The following is a 25,220-nucleotide window of genomic DNA, read 5'->3' as shown; positions in this document are numbered from 1 at the left end:
TTTTCTGTGACATATTTAAACCATAAAAGGGATTGTGACATAAGTACTTTTACCAAGTTCAAATACGAACAGCGCGGTACGCAAATGGGTTCCAGTGTCCGGTATAACCGAACTCTGGAACCCTATTTGCGCTCGCGGGGGCGTGAAAACGAAGTCATAAATGACTTCTGTCACGCTCCCATCTTTATTAAAATTAAATTATTGGCAAAGTTTGTAATTTAGAGCGTGATAAAGTATTATTATTCAGTATGATTTAGTTCGATCTATAATTTTAATTGCATTGGGGAAGGGAGATATATCAGTGGATTATCGTCTTGCTAAGGGTGTCGATTTGCATGTTATTCCGACAAAGCAGTTTAAGATGACCCATATCTTGATTGACTTTGCGACACTACAGACAACTACGAATGCCACAGCAAGGAACCTCCTTGCTAACCTATTAGAAACAAGTACTCATCTTTATCCGACACAAACAGCGTTTGCACGTCAGATGGCAAAATTGTATGGAGCATTTGTTTCGCTTGGTGTTGGTCGGGTAGGCCAGTTGCATACCGTTCGGCTGCGATCAAGTTTTATTAATAATCAGTTGGCACAGAATAATTTATTTGCACAGGTAACTGAGTTAATTAATCAGGTACTATTCCACCCATTAATTGATGATGGTGAATTTGATAGCCCAACATTTCGTCTGCAGGTAAATAACCTTGCTAGTTCAATTAAGGCGCTATATGATGACAAGCAATTTTACGCTAATCAGCAATTATTAAAGCTTTATTATTCTCCTGATTCTGTGATGAGGACGCCAAGCTTTGGTAAAATTACGGATCTTGATTACTGTACGCCAGCAAGTCTTGTTCAAACATATGAAAAGATGATTAATCAGGATAAAATTGATATTTTTGTTTTGGGAAATGTTGATCCTGAAAACGTGTATTCAGCAATTTATCAATTACCATTTGCTGACCGAAATCCACAACTTCCCAACCAACCATTCTACTTTCAACAAGTTCATGAAGATGTAGTTAGTCAAGAAGAACAGCAACATGTTAGTCAGGCTAAACTAGACCTTGGCTATCACCTGCCGATTTATTACCGTGATCCGCTGTATCCGGCTGCTCTCGTTTTCAATGGTCTCTTTGGTGGGACACCTTATTCAAAACTATTTACTAATGTTCGTGAAAAGGCAGGATTAGCATATTACGCTTCAAGTCGCCTGGCACCATTCTCTGGATTAGTTAACGTGCAGACCGGAATCCAGCCAACTGATTACCAAACTGCTTTAACAATGATCCAGGAACAAGTAAACGAACTCCAAACCGGAAACTTTACTGGCGACTTAATGCGTGAAGTTCAGGACGCGTTAATTAATCAGCATTATGCTGGTTTCGATCTTGCAAATAACATTTTAGAACATCACTTGGTTAATCAATTACTTTCATTAGGAGAACAAACAGACTTTGCAAATCAAATCAACCGGGTGACAAAGAATGATGTGATGAAAGTTGCATCAATGATCAAACTACAGGCAAGTTATTTATTGAGTGGTGAAAAATAAAACTATATGAATAAAGAAGTTTATGACGAATTCAACCAACCGGTTTACCGGCAACAGCTACCAACCGGCTTATCTTTGCAAATGATTCCAATGAGTGGTTATCATAAAACTTATGCAATTTTTACTACTAATTTTGGCTCAATTGATAATCATTTTGTTCCGTACGGCAAAAAAGACGCAATTCAGGTTCCGGACGGGATCGCGCATTTCTTAGAGCATAAAATGTTTGAAAAGGCTGATCATGATGCCTTTGACTTATTTGGGAAACTTGGCGCTGATTCAAACGCCTTTACGAGCTTTACTCAAACTAGTTACCTCTTTTCTACTACCGATCATGTTCGGGAAAGTCTGAATGTCCTGCTCGATTTTGTCCAGGAACCGTACTTTACAGAACAAACGGTAAAGAAAGAACAGGGAATTATTGGTCAAGAGATAAAAATGTATGAGGATGACGCTTCCTGGCGGTTATATCTTGGAATCTTAGGTAACCTTTATCCTAATGATCCCATGCACATTGATATTGCAGGAACTGTTGATAGTATTAGTAAGATTACTCCCGAGTACTTAATGGAAACTTATCGGACCTTCTATCAACCAAGTAATATGAACCTAGTATTGGCAGGAAAGTTGGATCCGGATGAGGTTGTTGAGTGGGTAACTGATAATCAAAGTCATCGGCAATTCTTACCTGCAATAACACCAGAGCGGGTATTTAACCTTAATGATCCATCCGCTCACGATGTTATTCCGTTTCGGTCCCTAACGATGGATGTGGCTAGACCAAAAGTCATTGTTGGGTTGCGCGGAATTGAGATGCCTGAAAGTGGTCGAGAACGATTACATTATAAATTAGCAATTGATTTGTTACTTGATGTTCTTTTTGATGATACTTCGGACAATTATTTACGGTTATACAACAATGAGGTTCTTGACGATTCATTTGCTTATAATTTAGAAATGCAACGGGACTTTTACTTTGCATATTTCAGTTCTGACACCGATCAAATGGAACGATTTGCGGATGAAGTGATTGCTATCTTAGAAAGTGCGGATCAGCAAATTGATGCCGCGAGAACACGCTTTAATGAAATCAAGAATGCGGAGATTGGCCGTTTAACTGGCTTATTGGATTCACCAGAGGCTGTTGCAAACCATTATGGAGGAAGTTTCTTTGATGGTGCTAACCTGATGGATGAGATTAGGGAATTACGATCAATTGATTTGAATGACCTTTATGATGTTGCCAAGCGCTTCATTGTTTCACAGGGAATTTCTGTATTCCAAATCATTCCCCAGCATCGTTAATTCAAGACTTTCTTAATAATTGATAGCGGGATGCCATGCTATAATTAGCAGGTAGGATTAAAATTCAGAGATGGAGATATCACAATGAGTGAAAACGATAATGAACAACAAATCCAAATTGGAAAGAAGCTACGTGGTGCTCGACAAGCTAAGGGCTATACGTTAGATGATTTACAACAGTTAACGAAAATTCAGAAACGATACTTAATTGCAATTGAAGACGAAAAGTTTGACGAATTGCCAGGGGACTTTTACGTTCGGGCTTTTATTAAGCAGTATGCAGATACGGTGGGCCTTGATGGTAATGAGCTGTTAAAAGAGTTCAATGAACAATTACCTAAGGCAAAAACAGAAGAATATTCCGATCATATTAATCAGGCAGTTGAAACCCGAGCAAATCGGCGAAAAACTGTTAGCCAAGGGGTTAGTAAGGTTCGTCAATACATGCCAACCATTATTATTGCGTGTGTAATTGTAATTGTTCTAGCTGCAATTTGGGTAACTGCAATTGTTCGCGGTCACCAGGATTCCTCAACCAAGATTGATAATAGTTCCGTTTCGGTTTCAGGTGAAAGCCGAAAGAAGAGTAGCAGTTCTGTAAAGAAGAGTTCCACTAAGACGAAGAAGAGTACGGCCATTAAATTAACGGAAGCTAGCCGGAATAATAATAGTGTTACTTACAATGCCGCTTCATTAAAGAAGGATGCCAAGTTACAAATCAAGACAAGCGGTCGGGCATGGAACAGTGTTACTACCGATGGCACAAATGCTTTAAGTCGGACAATGGACGCTAATTCAACGGCTGATGTGACTATTAAGCGAACTACTAATACGGTTGTTATTACAGTCGGTAATGCTTCAGCTACTACCTTAAAACTTGGTAATAAGAAGATTAACTTTACGGATAATGGTCGCTACAACAATACTCGGACAGTGACGATCCACTTTGGTAATTCATCAAGTTCATCCGTATCAAGCGGTGGTTCTTCTAGTCGAGCTACTAGTGGTCAGCAGACTGCTCCTCAACCGACGAGAACAAGTCAGAGTACAACGACTAATGCGTCCCGGACTACTACAAATCAAGGTCAGAACCGGACACAGACACAACAGTCACAAACAAATCAAACGCAATCACGCTAATGGGTATGAGGAGGAAGTAATTTGAATTTACCTAATAAACTAACCGTTGTGCGGTTAATCATTATCCCCTTTTTCTTACTATTAATGGTTCTTCCGTTACAATCGTGGGGAGCAGTCAGCTTTTGGGGAGCAACGATCCCTGTTTCACAATTCATTGCGGCAATCTTGTTTATTGCAGCAACATTGACTGATAATTTAGACGGTCGAATTGCGCGTAAACACCACTTGGTAACTAATTTTGGGAAGTTTACTGACCCGCTAGCAGATAAATTACTAGTAATGACGGCATTTATTGTTTTAACTGGTAATCAGGTTGTTCCTGCTTGGGTAACATCAATTATTATCTGGCGAGAATTATCGGTGACTGGATTGCGGCTCTTATTAGTAGAACAAGATGGCGTTGTTCTGGCTGCTAAAATGCCAGGGAAAATCAAAACAACTACCCAGTTTATTGCAATTATCTTCCTGCTTCTTAATAACGTGATTTTTGCAATTTGGGGAATTCCATTTGGCCAAATTATGTTGTACATTTGCTTATTCTTTACCATTTATTCTGGAGTTGACTACTTTATTCAGGGACGGGATGTCTTTTCAGACGGCTTTAAATAACTATTAGTTTTATATACATTAAGAAGCGACCTTGCTCATCTTTGGTAGGGTCGTTTTTATTGTAATAAAAATAGTTATTGATATTTTTAGGAAAAATGTTCATTTATGTTTTGAAATATGATAAAATTGGTCTGTACCTTTTTTGAAAGGGATTTCATATTAAGGAGATGTAGTTATGCTTTCATTCTTAAAACCAGCTCCTGATGCTAAAACTAAGGTTCCGAAGGATAAAATTTCAACCGTTTATAAGTGGCGTCAAGTTGGTGTCTTATTGTCAATCTGTATTGGTTACATTGGCTATTATGTTATTCGTCTTATTTTTACAACCGAACAGAACGACATTATGAAGCAATATGGATTTACTACGGCTGATATCGGGATGGTTCTTTCATGTTTTGGTATTGGTTATGGTATTTCTAAGTTATTCATGGGAGCACTTAGTGATAAGAGTAACCCAAACCATTACTTGGCAACTGGGCTGATTATTTCAGCGATTTTGAACTTCGGATTAGGGGCTACCAAGAACCTCTACGTAATGATGTTCTTAATGCTTGTAATGTCAGTTGCGCAAGGGATGGGGGCAGCCGCATGTCAACGGATCGTTCAACTTTGGTGGGGTAAGAAGCACCGTGGGGCTATTTACTCCATTTGGTCCTCTGCCCACAACGCTGGTGCCTTTGTCTGTGTTGCCGTTGTCCAATTAGCAACTTTCATGTTCTCTGGCTCAATTCCAGCTGTGTTCTACACGGCATCAGTTGTTTCACTGATTATTGCTGCCTTCGTATTGATTTGTGGTGCTGACCGGCCAACAACTGTAGGTTTGCCAAGTATTTCTCAATATACTGGTGATGAAGTTGTCCTTGAAAATGGTAAGGCTTCTTCATCAGAATTGACAAACTTAACTTTGCCACAAATTTTTGTAAAGTACATTTTAACTAACAAGGTAGTTTGGGCGATCACGTTAACTTCAATGTCTCTTTACCTAGTTCGTTACGGGGTTATGAGTTGGATTCCTAGTTTCCTTGTTCAATCTAAGGGCTTTAGTCCATCGTTTGCTAAGTGGTTAGTTGGGATCTTTGAATTAGCAACTGTTCCTGGTGTTATTATCATGGGTGCTATTTCTGACTTCTTGAAAGATCGACGGGCAATTGTTTGTATCGCTTGTGTTATCTTACTTTTCATTTGCCTGACTACCTACTTCTTTAGTACAAGTCATGCTTTGATTGTTACTGTTCTTTTCATTATGGGAACTCTAATTTATGCACCGCTAACATTGGTTGGTTTAATGGTTAATGAAGCTGTTCCCAAGTTTGCTGTTGGATCATCAACAGGATTCATGGGCTTCTTCCAATACATTTTTGGTGAAACCTTAGCAACCGCCTTAATTGGGGTTTTAGTATCCAAGTATGGTTGGCTAGCAAGTAACATTGTCCTCTATTCAGCTACAACGCTTGCCCTCTTATTGTTAATCTATATTATGTTTAACGAAAATCGTGTGGCTAAGCTTGCCAAAGAGGAAAATATTAAGGAATAAGTACCAAGCTGTTTTTTAATAACATTCGTAACCGAAAGACTCTAGTTTCAGTTTATCTGGATACTAGAGTTTTTTGTTTGAGACTTATATCTTTAAGAAATTAGTTATATCATTTACCTAGGACAGCTAAAATTATTTCCTTAAAAAATAAAATTAAAGTAATTTTACGTTATTACTAGTTGGAGGCAAAAAACATGAATGCAGAAATTATTTCGGTTGGTGATGAACTGCAGCGTGGTGAAATTGCGAATACTAATTCAGCGTTTTTAGCAAAAAAGCTCAATTCGTTGGGTATTACGGTGGCAACACAAGTAACAGTCGGGGATGATCCAACTGCCATTATTAACTGTGTGCGGGATGCGCAGGATCGCGCGGAGATTATTTTTGTTTGTGGCGGGTTAGGACCAACAGTAGATGATGTTACCTTGTCAGCTGTTGCACGGGGTGTTGGAGCACTGGTAAAGACTGATGATCAAACCTGGCACCACCTCTTGGGGATCTTTGCACAGCGACAAATTCCGGTTCAACCTGAAAATAAGCGACAGGCTCAATATATTGGTGAGCTGATTCCAAACTCGCGGGGACTCGCTTTAGGAAGCTGGTTTAAAGCGGAAAAGCACCGAGTGGTAATTCTTCCCGGACCCCCTGCCGAATTTCAAGCAATGGTGAATCAGGAGGTCCTTCCACGAATTATCAAGGAGTTTAGTATTCAAAAAACGATCAAAACACGAGCACTCCATTTTCTTGGTCGACCTGAATCGACCTTGATGAACGAGTTAAAGCCGATAATGGCAGACTACCCTAACGTTGCTATTACCTCCTATGTCAAACCAACTAATATCGAACTGCGGTTGACGATAATTACAGATGCACAAGCAGATATTAAGGCAATGTTTGATCAGGTGACTGAGGTAATTCTGAAAAAGGAGCAACAATACTATTTAGGAATGGGAAATGACTTTAATTTAGCAAATGAAGTTGTGGGTCTTTTGAAGCAGCAAAAGTTAAAAATTACGGGAGCTGAAAGCTTAACTGGCGGGCTCTTTCAAAGTACGGTTTGTTCAGTTCCTGGAGCTTCAGCAATCTTTGATGGCGGCTTTGTTACCTATGCTGCTGAAGCAAAAATCAGCTTGCTCGGTATCCCAGCTTCACTAATTAAACAAAACGGGGTTGTAAGTAGCGCAACTGCTCAGGCAATGGCAGATTACTCACGAAAAAAACTTGATGCAGATTTTGGAATCGGCTTTACAGGTGTAGCAGGACCCGATGAGCTAGAAGGACAACCAGCCGGAACGGTGTGGATTGGACTAGCACGCAAAGGACAACCTACTATCTCTAAGCAGTTGCGATTGGCTGGATATTTGGGACGACAAGAAATTCGGTTGTTGAGTGTCCAATATGGTCTACAGATGCTTTTACAAGAATTAAAAAAATAACCGAACTATTGTTTGCTAAAATTCTTGTTTTTTTGTCTAAAACTGTTATGATTATTAACGGATATTCCGTTTCAAAGGAGGAATTATTTTGGCTGATCAACGAAAAGCAGCACTTGATGTCGCAATTCGTAAAATTGAAAAGAATTTCGGTAAGGGCTCCATCATGCGAATGGGTGACGCTGCCGATATGAAGATTGCTACAGTTTCAAGTGGTTCATTAGCAATTGATAAGGCCCTTGGTGTAGGTGGTTATCCTCGTGGTCGAATTGTAGAAATCTATGGTCCTGAAAGTTCAGGTAAGACGACCGTAGCTTTACAGGCGGTCGCTGAAGTACAGCGTCAAGGCGGAACGGCTGCCTATATTGACGCGGAAAACGCCCTTGATCCTCAATATGCAGAGGCATTGGGTGTAAATGTCGATGACTTGCTTCTTTCCCAACCTGATACTGGGGAAGAAGGGCTAGAGATTGCAGATGCATTAATTTCCAGTGGAGCAGTTGATTTGGTGGTTGTTGACTCCGTGGCTGCGCTTGTTCCCCGTGCCGAAATTGAGGGTGAGATGGGTGATGCCCATGTTGGTCTTCAAGCACGATTAATGTCGCAAGCATTGCGGAAGCTTTCTGGAGAAATTAATAAGACGAAGACGATTGCCATTTTTATTAACCAAATTCGTGAAAAAGTTGGTGTGATGTTCGGGAATCCAGAAACTACTACTGGTGGTCGAGCATTAAAGTTCTACTCAACAATTCGGATGGAAATTCGTCGGTCTGAACAGATTAAAAACGGGACTAATGTTATTGGTAACCGGACTAAGATTAAAATCGTCAAAAATAAGGTTGCTCCACCATTTAAACGTGCTGAAGTTGACATTATGTATGGTGAGGGAATCTCTAAGACTGGTGAACTTCTTGACATGGCTGTTGAGCAAGATCTTGTTAAGAAATCTGGCGCATGGTACTCATATGGCGATGAACGGATTGGTCAGGGACGTGAAAATGCTAAGAAGTGGTTAGCTGAACACCCTGATAGTATGACCGAGCTGATGAACAAGGTTCGCGAAGCCAATGGAATGGAACCATTAAAGGATACTGCAAATAAGACTCATAATGAGAAGCAAAGCGCTAATTCTGAAGCTAAGCAAGAAACCATTGAAGAAGCAAGCAAAAAGTAAATACTAAGAATTAGATTCTTTAAGTTTAATAACTATTAGTAATAGATAAAGATCGGGAAATCATTTTGTTTTTCTCGGTCTTCTTTAATTATTGAAAGAATGGTTGACACTAATTAATGGCAAGCTTAAAATTTAATTTGTGTGGTATTTAATTTATCATACGGTTAAATTAAACTAATTAATTGAACCAATAATAAAAATAGTGAAAGCGGAGGTGAAATGATGGAAGCTTTCGGCTTAGTTTTCGCCGCGCTTGCTATGATTATCGGTATTATTATTGGATATGCAATTCATAAAGTTTCTGTTGAAAAGCAACTTAAAGCTGCTAATCAAAGTGCAGAGCAAATTCTTTCCACTGCAAAACAAGATGCAGCGACGGCGAAAAAAGAGGCTATTTTAGAGGCCAAGGAAGAAAGCCATCGTTACCGGGAAAGTGTTGAACAAGAACTGAAACAACGACGGAATGAGGTTCAAAAGCAAGAAGATCGTCTCTTACAACGGGAAACCTCATTAGATCGTAAAGATGATGCTCTTGAAAAGCGAGAAGGTGCTGTTGGTAAACGGGAACACCAACTTGAACAGCAAACTAACCAGTTAAAAGTATCTCAAGAAAAGGCAGATTCATTGATTGAACAGCGACAACAAGAATTGGAAAAAGTTGCTCAACTGTCTCATGATGAAGCGAAGACACAGGTTTTAGATCAGGTTAAGGAAGAGCTAAAGACCGAGCGGGCAATTATGATTCGTGATAGTGAACAAAATGCTGAATTAGTTGCTGATAAGACGGCAAAGAAGTTAATTGTTGAAGCAATTCAACGAAGTGCTGCGGATGTTGTTTCTGAAGCAACGGTTTCGGTTGTTAACTTACCAAACGATGATATGAAAGGGAGAATTATTGGTCGAGAAGGACGGAATATTCGGACCCTGGAAACGTTAACGGGAATTGACTTGATTATCGATGATACTCCTGAAGCCGTTGTGCTAAGTGGTTTTGATCCGGTTCGGCGTGAAATTGCTAAGATTGCCTTGGAAAAGTTGATTCAGGATGGACGGATTCATCCGGCAAGAATTGAAGAGGCTGTTGATAAAGCGCGTCAAGAAATGGATGCTAACCTTCGGGAAACTGGAGAACAGGCTCTGTTTGATCTCGGAATTCATTCAATGCACCCAGACTTGATTAAGACAATTGGACGAATGAAGTACCGGACTAGTTATGGTCAAAACGTTCTTGATCACTCGATTGAGGTTGCTAAGCTTGCTGGAATAATGGCAGCAGAGTTAGGAGAAGATGTGACCCTTGCTAAACGGGCAGGTCTTCTTCATGATATTGGAAAAGCAATTGACCACGAAGTTGATGGTTCGCATGTTGAGCTAGGTGTTGAATTAACTACCAAATATAAAGAAAATAAAGTAGTAATTAACACGATTGCTTCACACCACGGTGACGTTCCAGCAAAATCAGTAATTGCTGCGCTGGTTCAGGCTGCTGATGCTATTTCTGGTGCACGTCCTGGTGCGCGGAGTGAATCGCTTGAACAATATATCCAACGCTTAAAGAAACTAGAAAGTATTGCAAATGCCCATAATGGTGTCGATCATAGTTACGCAATTCAGGCAGGTCGTGAACTGCGAGTAATAGTCAAACCAAAGAAAATTTCAGATCTTCAAGCAGTTGCTTTGTCCCATGATATTAAACATGAGATTGAACAGGAGCTTGAATACCCTGGTCATATTAAGGTAACTGTTATTCGAGAAACTCGTGCGATCGACTACGCAAAGTAAATAACATGTTAGGGAAAATACTTTAATATGGTAAAGAGACTAGGTTACCTCCTGGCCTCTTTCTTTATTTTGGCGATTCTCTTTCTTGCACTTGAATTACGCAAAAAATATAATAAATAAAGTAAAGATAGGGTAAAAAAACGTTCTAAATTATATAGAGAGAAAATTTACGGGGTGAAATTAGGTGGCAAAGAAAACAACGCCAATGATGGAACAATACCAAAAGGTCAAGGATCAATACCCAGACGCATTTTTATTTTACCGGTTAGGGGACTTTTATGAGCTCTTTAACGATGATGCAATTAAGGGTGCTCAATTGCTTGAGTTAACGCTAACAACAAGAAATCATAGTGCTAAGAACCCCATTCCAATGTGTGGTGTTCCGCATCGAGCTGTAAATAGCTACATTGATGTACTGATTGATAAAGGGTATAAAGTTGCAATTTGCGAGCAAATGGAAGACCCTAAAAAGGCAAAGGGAATGGTTAAGCGGGCAGTTACCCGGTTAATTACTCCGGGAACTCAAATGGATCTGAATGGTGATCAGGCTAAAAATAATAACTACTTAGCGGGAATCATTCGTCAAAATGGTCATTATTATCTGGCTTATACTGATTTATCAACTGGGGAGTTAAAAACAACTGATTTTGCAAGTGAGGACGAAACGATTAACGAGTTGATTAATTTGCAGAGTCGGGAAGTTGTCCTTGATGATTCAGTTGAGGATGATTTTAAGCAGCAGCTGACTAAACGAAATATTTTACAATCACATCAGCCGGAAATTGTGAATGAAGCAGAAGTGAGTTACTTAACTCAAGACTTAACTGATGAGGGGCAGCAAACTGTTGTTTCGCTCCTGGTTTCATATTTGTTAACAACACAAAAACGGTCACTAGCTCATTTGCAAAAAGCAATTTCCTACCGGCCTAGCTCTTTTATGAAGATTGATCATTATTCAAAAACTAACCTTGAATTAATGACCAACATGCGGAGCGGTAAACGACAGGGAACGTTAGCCTGGTTACTTGACGAAACAAAAACAGCAATGGGCAGCCGACTATTAAAACGGTGGCTAGATCGACCATTAATTGATCCCAAGCAAATTAGTGCTCGCCAGGATAAGGTTCAAGAGCTTCTTGAACACTATTTTGAGCGAAATAATATTCAGCAAGAATTGATCAAAGTTTATGACTTAGAGCGCCTTGCTGGTCGTGTGGCATATGGAAGTGTTAACGGTCGGGATCTAATTCAGTTAAAGACTTCATTGCTCCAGGTACCAAAAATTAAATATACCTTAGAGACACTTGACGCACCGGCATTTGCTGACTTAGAAAAGCAGCTTGATCCGTTGAGTGACGTGGCATCTTTGATCGAAAAATCAATTGTTGAAGATCCGCCAATTAGCGTGACTGATGGTGGTGTAATTAAGGATGGTTATGATCAGCAGCTTGATGAGTATCGTGACGCGATGAATAACGGTAAGCAATGGATCGCAGATCTACAAAAGCACGAACGAGAGGTAACGGGAATTAATAACCTCAAGATCGGCTATAACCATGTTTTTGGTTACTACATCGAAGTGACCAAAGTTAACCTCAATAAAATTCCCCGTGACCGCTATGAACGGAAGCAAACACTGGTAAACGCAGAACGGTTCTCAACGCCTGAATTAAAGGAAAAAGAAGCGTTGATTTTGGGAGCGCAAGAAAAATCAACCGCACTTGAATATGATGTCTTTGTTAAAATTCGGGAGAAAGTGAAGGGCCAGATTAAACGGTTACAAAGCTTGGCTCAAGCGTTGTCGGAATTAGATGTTCTCCAAAGCTTTGCAGTTGTCAGTGAGGATTATCATTTTGTCCGTCCACAAATGAACACGGGGCACGTATTGAAAATCAAGGATGGGCGGCACCCCGTTGTTGAAAAGTTTATGGGGCATCAAGAATATGTTCCTAATGATGTACTGATGGATGAATCAACGGATATCCTTTTGATTACTGGACCGAACATGTCTGGTAAGAGTACCTATATGCGTCAATTAGCATTGACAGCAGTGATGGCTCAAATGGGATGCTTTGTCCCAGCGGAACAGGCAGAATTACCGATTTTTGACCAAATCTTTACCCGGATTGGGGCAGCGGATGACTTAATTTCTGGTGAAAGTACTTTTATGGTTGAAATGATGGAAGCTAATAATGCCTTAATGCACGCCACTGATCGTAGTTTAATCTTATTTGATGAAATTGGTCGGGGGACTGCTACCTATGATGGGATGGCGTTAGCTCAAGCAATTATTGAATACATTCACGAACATTTGCGAGCTAAAACACTTTTTTCGACTCACTATCATGAGTTAACTGCTCTTGAAACGACTTTGTCGAGGCTAAAAAACGTCCATGTTGGTGCAACAGAGAAGAATGGCGAATTGGTTTTCTTGCATAAGGTGAGCGCCGGACCAGCAGATAAGTCATATGGGATTCATGTTGCTAGATTGGCTGGTATGCCTGAGACTCTACTTAAGCGTGCCGATAAAATTCTTAGCTCTTTAGAAAGAAAGGATGTGAAGTTGCCGACAATTTCTGACTCCGCTGAGCAGCAACCTGAGACAGGTAAGGTTAAAGAAAAGACTACTCATTCTGCTTCTCAGCCGCCATTGGTTGATCCAAATGGGCAACTAGAACTATTTGGATCTCCTACGCCAAAGGCAAAGGATCCGGCAGCTGCAAAAATTATTAAGCAGTTAAAGAACCTTAATTTGATGGGGATGACACCAATGGATGTTATGAACCAAATTTATCAATGGCAGCAAAAGTTAAAGTAAGGTGGCATAAATGGGAAAGATCCATGAATTAACTAATGTCTTAGCGGATCAAATTGCCGCTGGGGAAGTAATCGAACGGCCCGCGTCAATTGTTAAGGAGCTGGTCGAAAATTCGTTAGACGCCAACAGTAAGAGAATTGACATTATTGTCGAAAATTCTGGCCTAGATAGTATTAGAGTGATTGACGATGGATCTGGAATTGCGGATGATGATGTTGAAATTGCATTTAAACGTCATGCTACTAGTAAGATTACGACTCGGCGTGATCTTTTTAAGGTCCGGACGATGGGGTTTCGTGGCGAAGCTTTGCCAAGTATCGCCTCAGTCGCTGATGTTACGTTAACAACAGCGACACCAGGTAGTACGACCGGTTCCTTAATCCATATTCATGGTGGTGAATTAGTTGATGTAAAGCCAGGACCAGCGCGTCAAGGAACTGACGTGGTTGTTCGTGAGCTTTTCTTTAATACCCCAGCACGGTTAAAATATTTGAAATCACCCCAAACTGAATTAGCACGAATTACCGATATCGTGAATCGTTTGGCTCTGGCTAATCCGCAAGTAGCGTTTAGCCTGACGCATAATAATAAGGAACTATTCCGAACTGCAGGGAATGATAATTTGCAACAGGTTGTTGCTGCAATTTACGGGATTCAGGTCGGCAAGAAAATGCTTCCCTTTGCGGGAGAAGATAATGATTTTAAGATTAGTGGCCTAGTTTCCTTACCTGAACTTACGCGCGCATCACGTCAGTACATCACGATCACGATTAACCATCGTTATATTCGTAATTTTGAATTAACGAAAGCAATTATCAATGGCTACGAATCAAAATTGATGGTTGGTCGTTACCCAATTGCTGTCCTTAATATTCAGCTGGATCCCGTATTAGTTGATGTTAATGTGCATCCAGCAAAACGTGAGGTCCGGTTGAGCAAAGAACCGCAGCTGGCGGAGCTAATTGCTAAGGTTATTCGCCAACGGATATCAACAGAAAATTTAATTCCCGATGTGGACGCTAAGCAATTTATTCCTGACGAACCAGATGTGGACGATTTGGAACGACAACTGAATGAGGCAGCTAAACAGTACGAAACTCCATCGACTAGTTTTACTCATTCATCTACTGCTTCGTCTTCTGCAAGTGTAATTACAAATGGGGGACCAGCGGATGTTGATGCAGCTGATAGCATTGTTCACGAACCAGTTGTTATCCATAAGAAAGATGAACTGGTAAGCTTGCAGATGCAAAAATTTGATCAACGCTATCATGACGAGGAAATTGCTTATCCGTTTGGTAGTCCAGATGAGCAGGCTCCCCAGAAACCTATCCGGGCGGAAAGTATTGAACTAGATGTGCGCGATAAAAGCGATCAATCGCAAAAACGTTTTCCTGATTTACAATATATTGGCCAGTTGCAAGGAACTTTCCTCTTAGCACAGGCGGGGGATGGGTTATATATTGTTGATCAACATGCTGCTCAAGAACGAATTAATTATGAAAAGTTTCGTAAAGAGATTGGTCAAGTAAGCGATGATCAACAAACCTTTTTAGTGCCATTAGTGTTAAATTATTCAACAGTTGATACGATGACCATTACTCAACACTTGGATACGCTTGAAGCAGTTGGTCTTCACTTAGAATCCTTTGGCCCGAATAGTTTTATTTTACGTTCTCATCCAACCTGGTTTGCAGAAGGGCAGGAAGAAGCAACTGCTAAGGAAATGATTGAATGGTTAATTAATGATGGAAAAATTTCAGTTCACGATTTTCGTCAGCGGACCGCAATTATGATGAGTTGTAAACGGGCGATTAAAGCTAATCATCACCTCGATGATCGTGAAGCTAAGGCACTTTTACAGCGATTGCCAAAATGTGAAAATCCCTTTAATTGTCCGCACGGTAGGCCAGTGACGGTTCACTTTAACGACCGTGACTTAGAGAAAATGTTTAAGCGGATTCAAGATTCACATGTCCCATTTGCTCAAGATTTTGATGAACATGAATTTTAAAAGAGGAGTACAAGAGAATGTATGAATACCTAACCGGACTAGTTACAGTAGTCGAACCGCGTTACATTGTGGTCGAAGTAAACGGGATCGGCTACCGACTATTAGTTGCTAATCCTTACCGTTATCATATTGACAAGCAACAAAAAGTAACCGTCTATGTTTACCAAGCTGTTCGTGATGATGATATTTCGTTATTTGGCTTTAGTGATGAAGACGAGAAGCAGTTGTTTATGCAGTTGATTAATGTTTCTGGAATTGGCCCCAAAAGCGCTTTGGCAATTTTGGCCAATCCGGATCATGAAGGGTTAATTAATGCAATCGCTAACGATGATGTTAAATACCTGACTAAATTTCCGGGAATTGGCAAGAAAACTGCTTCACAGATTTGCTTGGATCTTAAGGATAAGATTGAACGTTTAGCACCGAGTGAAGCAAACTTGTTAAAACCACTATTGCCAGAGAGTGAAGATGGTAATGAGGCTTTACAGGATGCTCTAGAAGCGTTGACTGCTTTAGGTTATAAAGAACGAGAAGTTAAACGAATTAAAAAAGAACTGGCAAAAGAAGCAGAAACTTCTACGGAAGAATATCTTCGTCATGCTTTAAGGCTACTAAACTAGAGGAAGGGGGTTAGAGAAGATGGCAGATCAAGATGAACATGAACTAGTTTCCGGTAAGACAACAGGAAAAGCGGAGTCGGCGTTTGAACTAACTCTTCGTCCACAAAATTTAGCTGATTATATTGGTCAAGCCAAGATCAAGCATGAATTAAATATCTATATTAAGGCCGCAAAAGAACGGGAAGAAGCATTAGATCATGTTCTTCTATACGGCCCACCTGGTTTGGGAAAGACTACTCTCGCAATGGTAATTACCAATGAACTGGGAGTAAATATCAAAACAACGAGTGGCCCGGCAATTGAAAAGCCAGGAGACCTTGTAGCCTTGCTGAATGAATTGAAGCCAGGAGATGTCTTGTTTATTGATGAAATTCATCGCTTGCCGAAAGTAGTTGAGGAAATGCTATACTCCGCAATGGAAGATTACTATATTGATATTGTAATTGGTGAGGGTCCAACAGCCCACCCCGTTCATTTTCCCCTACCGCCCTTTACTTTAATTGGTGCAACAACTCGTGCTGGAATGCTATCTGCCCCGCTGCGAGATCGTTTCGGAATTGTAGAACATATGAGTTACTATAACCAAGATGAATTAACAAGGATTATTTTTCGTTCAGCTGGTATTTTTCAAACAAAAATTGAAGATGAGGGAGCGCATGAATTAGCCTTACGTTCACGAGGAACGCCACGAATTGCTAATCGCTTATTGAAACGGGTTCGTGATTTTGCTCAAGTGGCTGGAAAGGGCTCGATCGATTTAGTGAGTGTCCGTCAGGCATTAAAACTCCTTCAAATTGATGATCAGGGTCTTGACGAAATTGACCGGAAGCTTCTTTTGACAATGATTAACTATTATCATGGTGGTCCAGTAGGGCTAAAAACAATCGCAGCTAACATTGGTGAAGAAAAGTCAACAATTGAAGAAATGTACGAACCGTACCTTCTGCAAATCGGTTATTTGACGCGAACTGCACGGGGAAGAATGGTTACAGCAGCTGCCTATAAGCATTTAGGTTTGGAGTACCCGACAAAGTGAGGTTGCTATGAATAGGTATTTTAAAATTAAGCGGACTGAAGAGGGGTTACGCACCGGGAAATTAGTGGTTAATGGGCTAGAACTGAGGACACCACTGCTTGTTCACTCGGAAAACGTAATTCGATACTTAAGGACAGAACAAGTCCGCGCTACTAATACTAAGGCTTTATATTATGATCCAATAGTTCTTGCAAAAGAACTGGGCAAAAGAGATCTTGCCGATTTGCCTGATTTACACCGGGTACTCGGTTGGCAAGGGACCCTTTTTACAACTTCTGGTGCTACTGAAATTGGTAAACTTGCCAAGCCACGAGGATACAAGGCTAATGGGGTTAATTTTCGACTGCCCAATCAGGGACAATTGATTAGCTTATCACCGAAAAAGGCAATCCAGCTTCAAGAACAATCGGGAGCAGACATAACTGAACAACTATATCGTGATGTAAATTATTATGCTCCGGTTGATGACTTAGCTGCCGCGGTGGAATTAACGGGACGTTGGCATTCAGCTAATCAGAATGAATTATTTCCAATTACTGGTGGCGGCTTGGAAAAGCTTCATCGGCAAAGTGTTGATTCTGTAACCGGACAGCAACCGTTTGGCTATTTTGTTACCCAAACTGAACAGATTGATTCACTTGCTGAAATTAAGCGTAATCTTGCAGCAATAATAAAGTTACTACCGTTTGAAAGTCTGCGGGTAACGAAGATAAAGGCTAATTTCGAACAATTAATAACGGTAATTCGTTCAGGGATTGATATAGTTTACTCTGATGTTGCTGTTCACGAAGCAGTAATGGGCAATGCGTTGGTGGATAAGGGAAAGCGCCTTGATTTTACTCGGGAGTCCTTTAGTAATGACTGGGAAACTATTGATTCAGAATGTCAGTGTCCTGTATGTACCAGTCACTATTCACGCGCCTATCTTCATTACCTTGCCAGAACAAATTCGCCACAATACACCAGTTTAATCTTGGAACATAATCTCTTCTGGCTAAACCAATTTATAGCTAACCTTAGTTCGAAAATTAATTGATTTTGATTACTATTCTACCTAGTAGTGAGTAGCTTTTTACCGTGTTTTTTGTTACAGTTAAACTTGAAGAATTTTGAAGGGATGGATATTCAGTGAACGGGTTACAATTTATGAACCTTGGTGCTGCATCAAGCAGTGCTAGTAGTTATTCTGGAATGATTTTAATCATTCTAATGATTGCTTTAATGTATTTCTTTATGATTCGCCCACAACAAAAGCAACGGAAACAACATCAAGACATGATGAGTCAGTTGCACAAGGGTGATGAAGTTGTCACAATTGGTCGGATGCACGGCAAAATTGATTCAATTAACCGTGAAGACCGGACAGTTACTTTGGACTGTGAAGGAATTTACTTAACTTTTGATATGGTAGCAATTGCGCGGGTTGTTAAACCAGCGGATACCGCAGAAACTAAGTCTGAAGATAAGCCAGCCGAGGAAGCTACTGAAAAAGAAGAAACTAGCTCTGACACTAAGGAAGAACTAGCTGCTTCTGATTCAGCTAAGTCTGAAGCGCCAGCATCAGATGACAATAATGATGAAAAGTAATTGACACGTATAGCGAAACGTGGGAAACTTTTAAAGAACGTTATTGCAAGCCTTTTAGTTTGTAATTTCATAATGACAATAAGCTATTGCCATTATTATTGTTGAGTGTTCGCATTTTCGCTCATCACGACTGTAAAACAGGAGGGAATTTTAGAATGCAAATTGGATTGATTGGTTTAGGTAAGATGGGTATTCACCTTGCTCAAAACATGATGAACAATGGTAACGATGTTGTTGCCTTTGATTTGGATCAAGACCTTGTTGATGAAGCTGCATCTTATGGTGCAACTAAGTCAAGTAGTCTTGAAGACATGGTTGCTAAGCTTGACAAGCCACGTACTGTATGGGTAATGGTTCCAGCCGGAAAGCCAACTGACAGCACCATGGAAAAGTTAGCTGAATTGCTTGATGCTGATGATGTTGTTATTGATGGTGGTAATACTTTCTGGAAAGATTCTATGGGCCACAACCGTATGTTTACCGAAAAGGGTATTCACTACTTTGACTGCGGTTCCTCCGGTGGTTGGAAGGGTGCCCTTAAGGATGGTAACTTCATGATCGGTGGGGATGACAAGAAGGTCTTTGACGAACGTCTTGCTCCACTTTATGATGGTATCGCTGAAAAGGATGGTTACCTTTACACTGGTAAGGCTGGTTCTGGTCACTACCTTAAGATGGTTCACAACGCAATTGAATACGGTATGATGGAAGCCATGGGTGAAGGTTTCGAAGTTCTTGAAGCTTCTGACTTTGACTACGACAACGCAGCTGTTGCTAAGATGTGGAACCACGGTTCTGTTATCCGTTCATGGCTGATGGAATTGGCTCAAGAAGCCTTTGAAAAGGATCCTCACCTTGATAAGATTGCTGGCCGGATGCACAGTTCTGGTGAAGCTCACTGGACTTTGATGGATGCTATGGACAAGCAAGTTCCAACTCCAGTTATCTACGAAGCATTAAGTCAACGGTTCCGTTCAATGCAAGATGACAGCTTTGATGGTAAGGTTGTTTCTGCATTACGGAATAGCTTCGGTGGCCACGCAATGGACAAGGCTAAGTAAACCTTAAATAATAATACAGAGTAGGAAGTTTAGTTTAATTATATAAATTTCCTAATCACAATGGGTCAGGCATTCACACTGTGAGTGCTTTGACCCATTTATTTTATTGGTTTAGTGGCAGTAGCCTAGACATTTAATTAACTTATCGGTAAAATTAATATTTTAATCAAACTGGTTAGCAGTGCTATAATTTTAAAGAGTACTAATTTAGAAACGGAGATATGACATGGCTGATCAATTAGAAGCAATTCTTGAACAAATCAAAAAATATAATAAGATTATTATTCATCGTCATCAACGACCGGATCCTGATGCTATTGGGTCGCAGATCGGTTTGGCTGAGATCCTTAAAGCATCATTTCCCTATAAGCAAATTTACGTTGTGGGGAAAGATATTCCTGGCTTAGATTGGATTGGTCAAATGGATGAAATTGACGGGCAAACTTTTGATGGCGCCTTAGTAATTGTTACTGATACAGCGAATGCTCCCCGAATCGATGATCGCCGCTTCGATAACGGTGACAAGTTAATAAAAATTGATCACCATCCGAATGATGAACCATATGGCGACTTAATGTGGGTTGAACCAGAAGCATCGAGTTGTTCAGAAATGATTTATTCTTTCTATCAACATTTTGCAAAGGATTTAAAGCTGCCAAAGAAGGCTGCTTCGGCGCTTTATGCAGGAATTATTGGGGATACAGGACGGTTCTTATATCCCGCCACTACCCCACGGACAATGTTGGTAGCGGGTGCACTAATGGCTGCGGGTGCTGATGCCTCAGCAATTAGTCAGCGAGAAAATGAAATTTCCGAACCAGTGGCGCGCTTATCAGCCTATGTTTATGAAAACTTAACGATCAATGAGAGTGGCGCAGCTTACATTGTTTTGGACAATGACACCTTGACCAAGTTTGGCCTTACTGAAGCTGGTACTTCAGCTGTCGTTTCACTTCCTGGACGAATTCAAAATGTCTTAGCGTGGGCAATATTCGTAGAACAAGAGGATGGCCATTTTCGGATTCGTTTACGTTCAAAGGGCCCGGTAATTAATGAGCTTGCTAAGAATCATGATGGTGGCGGACATCCACTAGCAAGTGGTGCTAAGGCGGTAGATCACGCTGAAATTAGTCAAGTTATAAAAGAATTAGATACATTGGTAAGTGAATGCCAAAAGTAACGAAGGGAGGCCAATGATGGGTCAAACAAAAACATTTGCTGATTTTAATTTGCAACCATACCTTTTAGACGCGATTAAAGAGATTAACTTTCACCAACCAACTCCGGTTCAGGAAAAGGTGATTCCATTAATCCTAAAAGGTGAAAGTGTTGTTGGACAGTCAGCAACTGGTAGTGGAAAAACACATGCCTTTCTATTGCCGATCTTTTCTCAATTAGATCCTGCTAAACAAGAGGTTCAAGCAGTAATAACTACTCCAAGTCGTGAACTTGCCTACCAGATATATGCAGCCGCAAAGCAATTAAACAAGCATTTGCCTACACCAGTAACAATTCATAATTATGTTGGTGGAACTGATAAGCAACACCAGATTGAGCAACTGAAGCGTCAGCAACCACAATTAGTAATTGGAACTCCAGGACGAGTATTAGACTTGATCAAGAGTCAAGCACTTGATATTCATACCGCAACTAAGTTTGTTGTTGATGAAGCAGATATGACACTTGATATGGGATTTCTGGATCAAGTTGATCAAATTGCTAGTCATTTTCCTGATGATCTTCAGATGATGGTCTTTTCTGCTACGATACCGCAAAAATTGCGACCATTTTTGAAAAAATATATGGAAAATCCGGTAATGGAGGAAATCCCAACAGAGACCGTAATTAATCCTGACGTTAAAAACTGGTTAATGTCGACTAAAGGTCGGGATAAAAACCAGTTAATATACCAATTACTGACAATGGGCGAACCTTACTTAGCATTGGTTTTTGCGAATACTAAAGAGCGGGCAATTGAGCTGGCTACGTATTTAGGTGAGCAGGGATTGAAGGTTGCCTTAATTCATGGTGGCTTAGAAGCGCGTCGGCGGAAGAGAACGATGCGTCAGATTCGTGATCTTGACTTTCAATATGTTGTTGCAACAGATTTAGCAGCACGGGGAATCGATATTGATGGGGTTTCTTTGGTAATTAACGATGATATTCCAAGCGACTTGGAATACTTTATTCACCGTGTTGGCCGGACTGGTCGAAACGGGATGCCGGGAACAGCAATTACCCTTTATGCTCCTTCTGAGGATGAATTAATTGCTAAATTGGAAGAACGCGGAATTAAGTTTGTACCAAAAGAAATTCGTCATGGTCGAATTGTTACAACTCATGATCGTAACCGTCGGCAAAATTATAGTCGCCGCCAAGCAAAACTTGATCCTTCAATGAAGGGCTTTGTGAAGAAGACAAAGAAGAAGGTTAAGCCGGGTTATAAAAAACGAATTAAGCGGGCAATTCGTGAGGATGAGCAGCAAAAGAAAAAACAAGAATTAAGACATAAAATCCGGAAAGCTAAACGAGCACGACAACGGCAACATCGTCGCGAACGAAATAGCCGTTGATTTTGCGATTATTATTCGTTATAATATGACTCGTCTGGGACATATTAGCCAAAGCCTGCATTCCAGAGACAACTGGGGTGGTGTGACAGTTGATGCGGTTTTAGTTAATGCTACCCATTCAGAAAATTTAATATTAAACTTACTTTTAAGTAAGAAATAAGAGGTTAACGAAATCCATCGTTGCAATCAGAGTGGTACCGCGTCTGTTCGGCGTCTCTGAAAGCAGGGATGGATTTTGTTTTTGAAAGGGAGATATTATGAAGCAGTTAAAGAAGCTGAACAGTGCCCAAGTACGACGAATGTACTTGAAGTTCTTTGAAGAACATGGTCACAAGATTATGCCAAGTGCTTCCCTTGTGCCGGTTAATGATCCAACCTTATTATGGATTAACTCTGGTGTTGCAACGATGAAGAAGTACTTTGATGGTAAGGTTGTTCCTGAAAATCCCCGAATGACTAGTTCACAAAAGAGTATTCGGACCAATGATATTGAAAATGTTGGGAAGACTGCGCGGCACCATACGATGTTTGAAATGCTCGGTAACTTTTCAGTTGGTGATTATTTCAAGAATGAAGTTATTCCATGGGCCTGGGAATTACTAACGAGTGATGACTGGTTTGGCTTTGACCCAGAACGGCTTTATATTACATACTACCCAAAGGATCATGATGCTTATAACAAGTGGCGTGAAGTTGGTGTGGCAAAGGATCACCTTATTCCTGATGAAGATAACTTCTGGGATATTGGTCAGGGTCCTTCTGGTCCAGATACCGAAATCTTCTACGACCGTGGTCAAGAATTTAACAATTTGGCTGACGACGATCCTGAAAATTATCCGGGTGGCGAAAACGAACGGTACCTTGAAATTTGGAACATCGTGTTCAGTCAATTTAACCACACTCCTGAAGACACCTATGAACCACTTCCACATAAGAACATTGATACCGGGATGGGACTTGAACGGGTTGTTTCAATTTTTGAAAACGCGCCAACTAACTTTGAAACTGACCTCTTTATGCCATTGATCAAGCAAACTGAAAAGTTTAGCGGTAGTAAAAAGTATGGCGAAAGCAAGGAAGATGATATTCAGTTCAAGATCATTGCTGATCATATTCGGACCATTACCTTTGCTATTAGTGATGGTGCACTTCCTTCGAATGTTGGTCGAGGCTACGTTATTCGACGGCTTCTTCGGCGAGCAGTTGTTGCTGGAAAGAAGCTGGGAATTGATGAACCATTCCTTGCTAAGATGGTGCCAACCGTTGGTAAGATCATGGAAGACTACTATCCAGATGTACTAGAAAATGCTGACTACATTGCATCAGTAATCAAGTCTGAAGAGGATCGTTTCAGTGCAACGTTAAACGGTGGACTAAACCTTTTGAACAACGTGATCGCAAATGCCAAGAAAGATGGCAGCAATGAAATTGACGGCCGGACTGCCTTCAAACTTTATGATACTTATGGCTTCCCAATCGAACTTACTAAGGAATATGCAAGCGATGAGGGCTTAACAGTTGATGAAGATGGTTTCCAAGCTGCAATGACTGAACAGCAAAATCGGGCACGGAATGCTCGTGATATGGATAACGGAATGGGTGTTCAAACGGATCTGTGGACAGACTTTAAGGAAGCAAGTCGTTATGTTGGCTACACTGATTTAACTGTTGATGATGCTAAGGTAATTGGGTTGGCTCATGATGGCAAACAGGCTGACGATGCGCAACCGGGTGATAAGAACATTGAAGTAATCTTTGATGTAACTCCTTTCTATGCTGAGATGGGTGGACAAGTTGCTGATACTGGTGACATTATTGACAATTATGGAAAGAAAGTTGGTCGGGTTGTTGATGTTCAACATGCTCCTAACCAACAAAATCTTCACCGAGTTGAATTAAATGCTCCATTGAAAAAGGGTGCCCGTTACAAATTAGTTGTTGACCGGATTCGTCACTTAAAGATCGAAAAGAACCATACTGCTACACACTTGCTTGATCAAGCATTGCGGAATGTTCTTGGTGGTCATACTCAACAAGCCGGTTCCCTAGTTGAAGAACATTACCTTCGTTTTGACTTTAACCACTTTGGTCAAGTTACCGCTAAGGATCTAAAGGCAGTTGAACAAATGGTTAATGAACAAATCTGGAAGGAAATTCCGGTTAAAACTGTTGAGACCGATATTGATTCTGCTAAGGAAATGGGAGCGATCGCCCTCTTCTCTGATAAGTACGGTGATAAGGTTCGGGTTGTTAAGATTGGTGATTACAACACTGAATTCTGTGGTGGTGATCACGTTAAGAATACGAACGAGCTTGGCCTCTTTAAGATCGTTTCTGAAGGAGGTGTTGGTGCTGGAGTACGGCGAATTGAAGCGGTAACTTCAAGCGATGCCTTTAACTTCCTCCAGGATCGGGACGACCTTCTTAATAAGGTGGCTACTGATTTGAAGGTTGCCCAAATTAAGGAAGTTCCTCACCAAGTTGAAGCTTTGCAAAGTGAGCTTAAAGATGCGCAAAAGCAAAGCACTGCACTTCAAGCTAAAATTGCTGCTCAACAAGCTAACAATGTCTTCGAAAATGTTCAGAAGACGGCTAATGGTAGTTTAATCGCTGCTGAAGTTCAGGTAGCTGGTATGGGTCAGCTTCGTCAATTAGCTGATAGTTGGCGGGCAAAGAGCCTTTCAGATGTTCTTGTCTTAGGAACCGCTAATGATGGTAAAGCTAATTTATTAGTTGCTGTTAGTGATGACAAGGTTAAGGACGGCTTAAAGGCCGGTGATTTAATTAAAGCAATTGCTCCTGCTATTAACGGGGGCGGTGGTGGACGACCAAACCTTGCACAAGCAGGTGGAAAGAAGCCAGAGGGAATCCAAGACGCCCTTAAGCAAGCAGCTGATTATCTGAATAATTAAATAGGTAACTGAAGCCTTCATTAATACTTGTTAATAGGCTACAGTTAACTTTAAGAGAGAGTGACCA

At 40.7% G+C, this 25,220-nt stretch carries 18 protein-coding genes; all 18 read left to right on the top strand.

Annotation, left to right across the window (positions count from 1 at the left end; translation table 11 throughout):
- The first annotated feature begins 301 nt into the window (after window positions 1–301).
- The 18 genes from yfmF (at window position 302) to alaS (ending at window position 25,153) form a co-directional block, all read left to right on the top strand.
- Entirely contained in the window at window positions 302–1,555 is a 1,254-nt protein-coding gene (yfmF, locus tag PRK60_RS06130; protein ID WP_178696187.1) for an EF-P 5-aminopentanol modification-associated protein YfmF, read from the top strand.
- A gap of 6 nt (window positions 1,556–1,561) precedes the next feature.
- Complete coding sequence (gene yfmH / locus PRK60_RS06125; protein WP_102168157.1) at window positions 1,562–2,860, top strand: EF-P 5-aminopentanol modification-associated protein YfmH; 1,299 nt, start codon at window positions 1,562–1,564, stop codon at window positions 2,858–2,860.
- Window positions 2,861–2,944: 84 nt separating this feature from the next.
- On the top strand, window positions 2,945–4,000 hold the full coding sequence (locus tag PRK60_RS06120) for a helix-turn-helix domain-containing protein (RefSeq protein ID WP_273645771.1): 1,056 nt from the start codon (window positions 2,945–2,947) through the stop codon (window positions 3,998–4,000).
- 21 nt (window positions 4,001–4,021) lie between these two features.
- Window positions 4,022–4,609, top strand: coding sequence for a CDP-diacylglycerol--glycerol-3-phosphate 3-phosphatidyltransferase (gene pgsA, locus PRK60_RS06115; protein ID WP_102168159.1), 588 nt, complete (start codon window positions 4,022–4,024; stop codon window positions 4,607–4,609).
- A 175-nt stretch (window positions 4,610–4,784) separates the two neighbouring features.
- A complete protein-coding gene (locus PRK60_RS06110; RefSeq protein ID WP_273645770.1) occupies window positions 4,785–6,143 on the top strand; it encodes an MFS transporter in 1,359 nt (452 codons plus the stop codon).
- A gap of 194 nt (window positions 6,144–6,337) precedes the next feature.
- Window positions 6,338–7,579 (top strand): competence/damage-inducible protein A, encoded by a 1,242-nt coding sequence (locus PRK60_RS06105; RefSeq protein WP_102169387.1) that lies wholly within the window; start codon window positions 6,338–6,340, stop codon window positions 7,577–7,579.
- Between the two features lie 88 nt (window positions 7,580–7,667).
- Complete coding sequence (recA, locus tag PRK60_RS06100; RefSeq protein WP_102169388.1) at window positions 7,668–8,750, top strand: recombinase RecA; 1,083 nt, start codon at window positions 7,668–7,670, stop codon at window positions 8,748–8,750.
- A 222-nt stretch (window positions 8,751–8,972) separates the two neighbouring features.
- Window positions 8,973–10,532, top strand: a complete 1,560-nt coding sequence (rny, locus tag PRK60_RS06095) for a ribonuclease Y (RefSeq protein WP_273646439.1) — start codon at window positions 8,973–8,975, stop codon at window positions 10,530–10,532.
- A gap of 184 nt (window positions 10,533–10,716) precedes the next feature.
- Window positions 10,717–13,350: a DNA mismatch repair protein MutS gene (mutS, locus tag PRK60_RS06090; RefSeq protein ID WP_273645769.1), complete on the top strand. Its 2,634-nt coding sequence runs from the start codon at window positions 10,717–10,719 to the stop codon at window positions 13,348–13,350.
- Window positions 13,351–13,360: 10 nt separating this feature from the next.
- The gene (gene mutL / locus PRK60_RS06085; protein WP_273645768.1) at window positions 13,361–15,364 is read left to right on the top strand and encodes a DNA mismatch repair endonuclease MutL; all 2,004 of its coding nucleotides are present in this window, start codon (window positions 13,361–13,363) and stop codon (window positions 15,362–15,364) included.
- Between the two features lie 17 nt (window positions 15,365–15,381).
- Window positions 15,382–15,984, top strand: a complete 603-nt coding sequence (gene ruvA, locus PRK60_RS06080) for a Holliday junction branch migration protein RuvA (protein WP_102169392.1) — start codon at window positions 15,382–15,384, stop codon at window positions 15,982–15,984.
- Window positions 15,985–16,003: 19 nt separating this feature from the next.
- On the top strand, window positions 16,004–17,020 hold the full coding sequence (ruvB, locus tag PRK60_RS06075; protein ID WP_178695567.1) for a Holliday junction branch migration DNA helicase RuvB: 1,017 nt from the start codon (window positions 16,004–16,006) through the stop codon (window positions 17,018–17,020).
- A 7-nt stretch (window positions 17,021–17,027) separates the two neighbouring features.
- The gene (locus tag PRK60_RS06070; protein ID WP_273645767.1) at window positions 17,028–18,056 is read left to right on the top strand and encodes a tRNA-guanine transglycosylase; all 1,029 of its coding nucleotides are present in this window, start codon (window positions 17,028–17,030) and stop codon (window positions 18,054–18,056) included.
- Window positions 18,057–18,166: 110 nt separating this feature from the next.
- A complete protein-coding gene (gene yajC / locus PRK60_RS06065) occupies window positions 18,167–18,607 on the top strand; it encodes a preprotein translocase subunit YajC (RefSeq protein ID WP_102169421.1) in 441 nt (146 codons plus the stop codon).
- A gap of 155 nt (window positions 18,608–18,762) precedes the next feature.
- Window positions 18,763–19,668 (top strand): phosphogluconate dehydrogenase (NAD(+)-dependent, decarboxylating), encoded by a 906-nt coding sequence (gnd, locus tag PRK60_RS06060; protein WP_273645766.1) that lies wholly within the window; start codon window positions 18,763–18,765, stop codon window positions 19,666–19,668.
- A 226-nt stretch (window positions 19,669–19,894) separates the two neighbouring features.
- Window positions 19,895–20,848: a DHH family phosphoesterase gene (locus PRK60_RS06055; protein WP_273645765.1), complete on the top strand. Its 954-nt coding sequence runs from the start codon at window positions 19,895–19,897 to the stop codon at window positions 20,846–20,848.
- A gap of 16 nt (window positions 20,849–20,864) precedes the next feature.
- Window positions 20,865–22,241: a DEAD/DEAH box helicase gene (locus tag PRK60_RS06050; RefSeq protein WP_273645764.1), complete on the top strand. Its 1,377-nt coding sequence runs from the start codon at window positions 20,865–20,867 to the stop codon at window positions 22,239–22,241.
- 257 nt (window positions 22,242–22,498) lie between these two features.
- Window positions 22,499–25,153, top strand: coding sequence for an alanine--tRNA ligase (alaS, locus tag PRK60_RS06045; protein ID WP_216972393.1), 2,655 nt, complete (start codon window positions 22,499–22,501; stop codon window positions 25,151–25,153).
- The last annotated feature ends 67 nt before the right edge of the window (window positions 25,154–25,220 follow it).

Origin of the sequence: Limosilactobacillus portuensis, assembly GCF_028607025.1 — a bacterium.
Taxonomy (GTDB): Bacteria; Bacillota; Bacilli; order Lactobacillales; family Lactobacillaceae; genus Limosilactobacillus; species Limosilactobacillus portuensis.
The sequence above is the reverse complement of the archived record's forward strand: the minus strand, read 5'-3'. Positions and strand labels throughout refer to the sequence as shown.

What these genes read in the sequence shown, in the direction of transcription:
- yfmH (WP_102168157.1), top strand. Translation starts at nt 1,562, where the DNA reads ATGAATAAAGAAGTTTATGACGAATTCAACCAACCGGTTTACCGGCAA.
- PRK60_RS06120 (WP_273645771.1), top strand. Translation starts at nt 2,945, where the DNA reads ATGAGTGAAAACGATAATGAACAACAAATCCAAATTGGAAAGAAGCTA.
- PRK60_RS06110 (WP_273645770.1), top strand. Translation starts at nt 4,785, where the DNA reads ATGCTTTCATTCTTAAAACCAGCTCCTGATGCTAAAACTAAGGTTCCG.
- PRK60_RS06105 (WP_102169387.1), top strand. Translation starts at nt 6,338, where the DNA reads ATGAATGCAGAAATTATTTCGGTTGGTGATGAACTGCAGCGTGGTGAA.
- rny (WP_273646439.1), top strand. Translation starts at nt 8,973, where the DNA reads ATGGAAGCTTTCGGCTTAGTTTTCGCCGCGCTTGCTATGATTATCGGT.
- mutL (WP_273645768.1), top strand. Translation starts at nt 13,361, where the DNA reads ATGGGAAAGATCCATGAATTAACTAATGTCTTAGCGGATCAAATTGCC.
- ruvA (WP_102169392.1), top strand. Translation starts at nt 15,382, where the DNA reads ATGTATGAATACCTAACCGGACTAGTTACAGTAGTCGAACCGCGTTAC.
- ruvB (WP_178695567.1), top strand. Translation starts at nt 16,004, where the DNA reads ATGGCAGATCAAGATGAACATGAACTAGTTTCCGGTAAGACAACAGGA.
- PRK60_RS06070 (WP_273645767.1), top strand. Translation starts at nt 17,028, where the DNA reads ATGAATAGGTATTTTAAAATTAAGCGGACTGAAGAGGGGTTACGCACC.
- yajC (WP_102169421.1), top strand. Translation starts at nt 18,167, where the DNA reads ATGAACCTTGGTGCTGCATCAAGCAGTGCTAGTAGTTATTCTGGAATG.
- gnd (WP_273645766.1), top strand. Translation starts at nt 18,763, where the DNA reads ATGCAAATTGGATTGATTGGTTTAGGTAAGATGGGTATTCACCTTGCT.
- PRK60_RS06055 (WP_273645765.1), top strand. Translation starts at nt 19,895, where the DNA reads ATGGCTGATCAATTAGAAGCAATTCTTGAACAAATCAAAAAATATAAT.
- PRK60_RS06050 (WP_273645764.1), top strand. Translation starts at nt 20,865, where the DNA reads ATGGGTCAAACAAAAACATTTGCTGATTTTAATTTGCAACCATACCTT.
- alaS (WP_216972393.1), top strand. Translation starts at nt 22,499, where the DNA reads ATGAAGCAGTTAAAGAAGCTGAACAGTGCCCAAGTACGACGAATGTAC.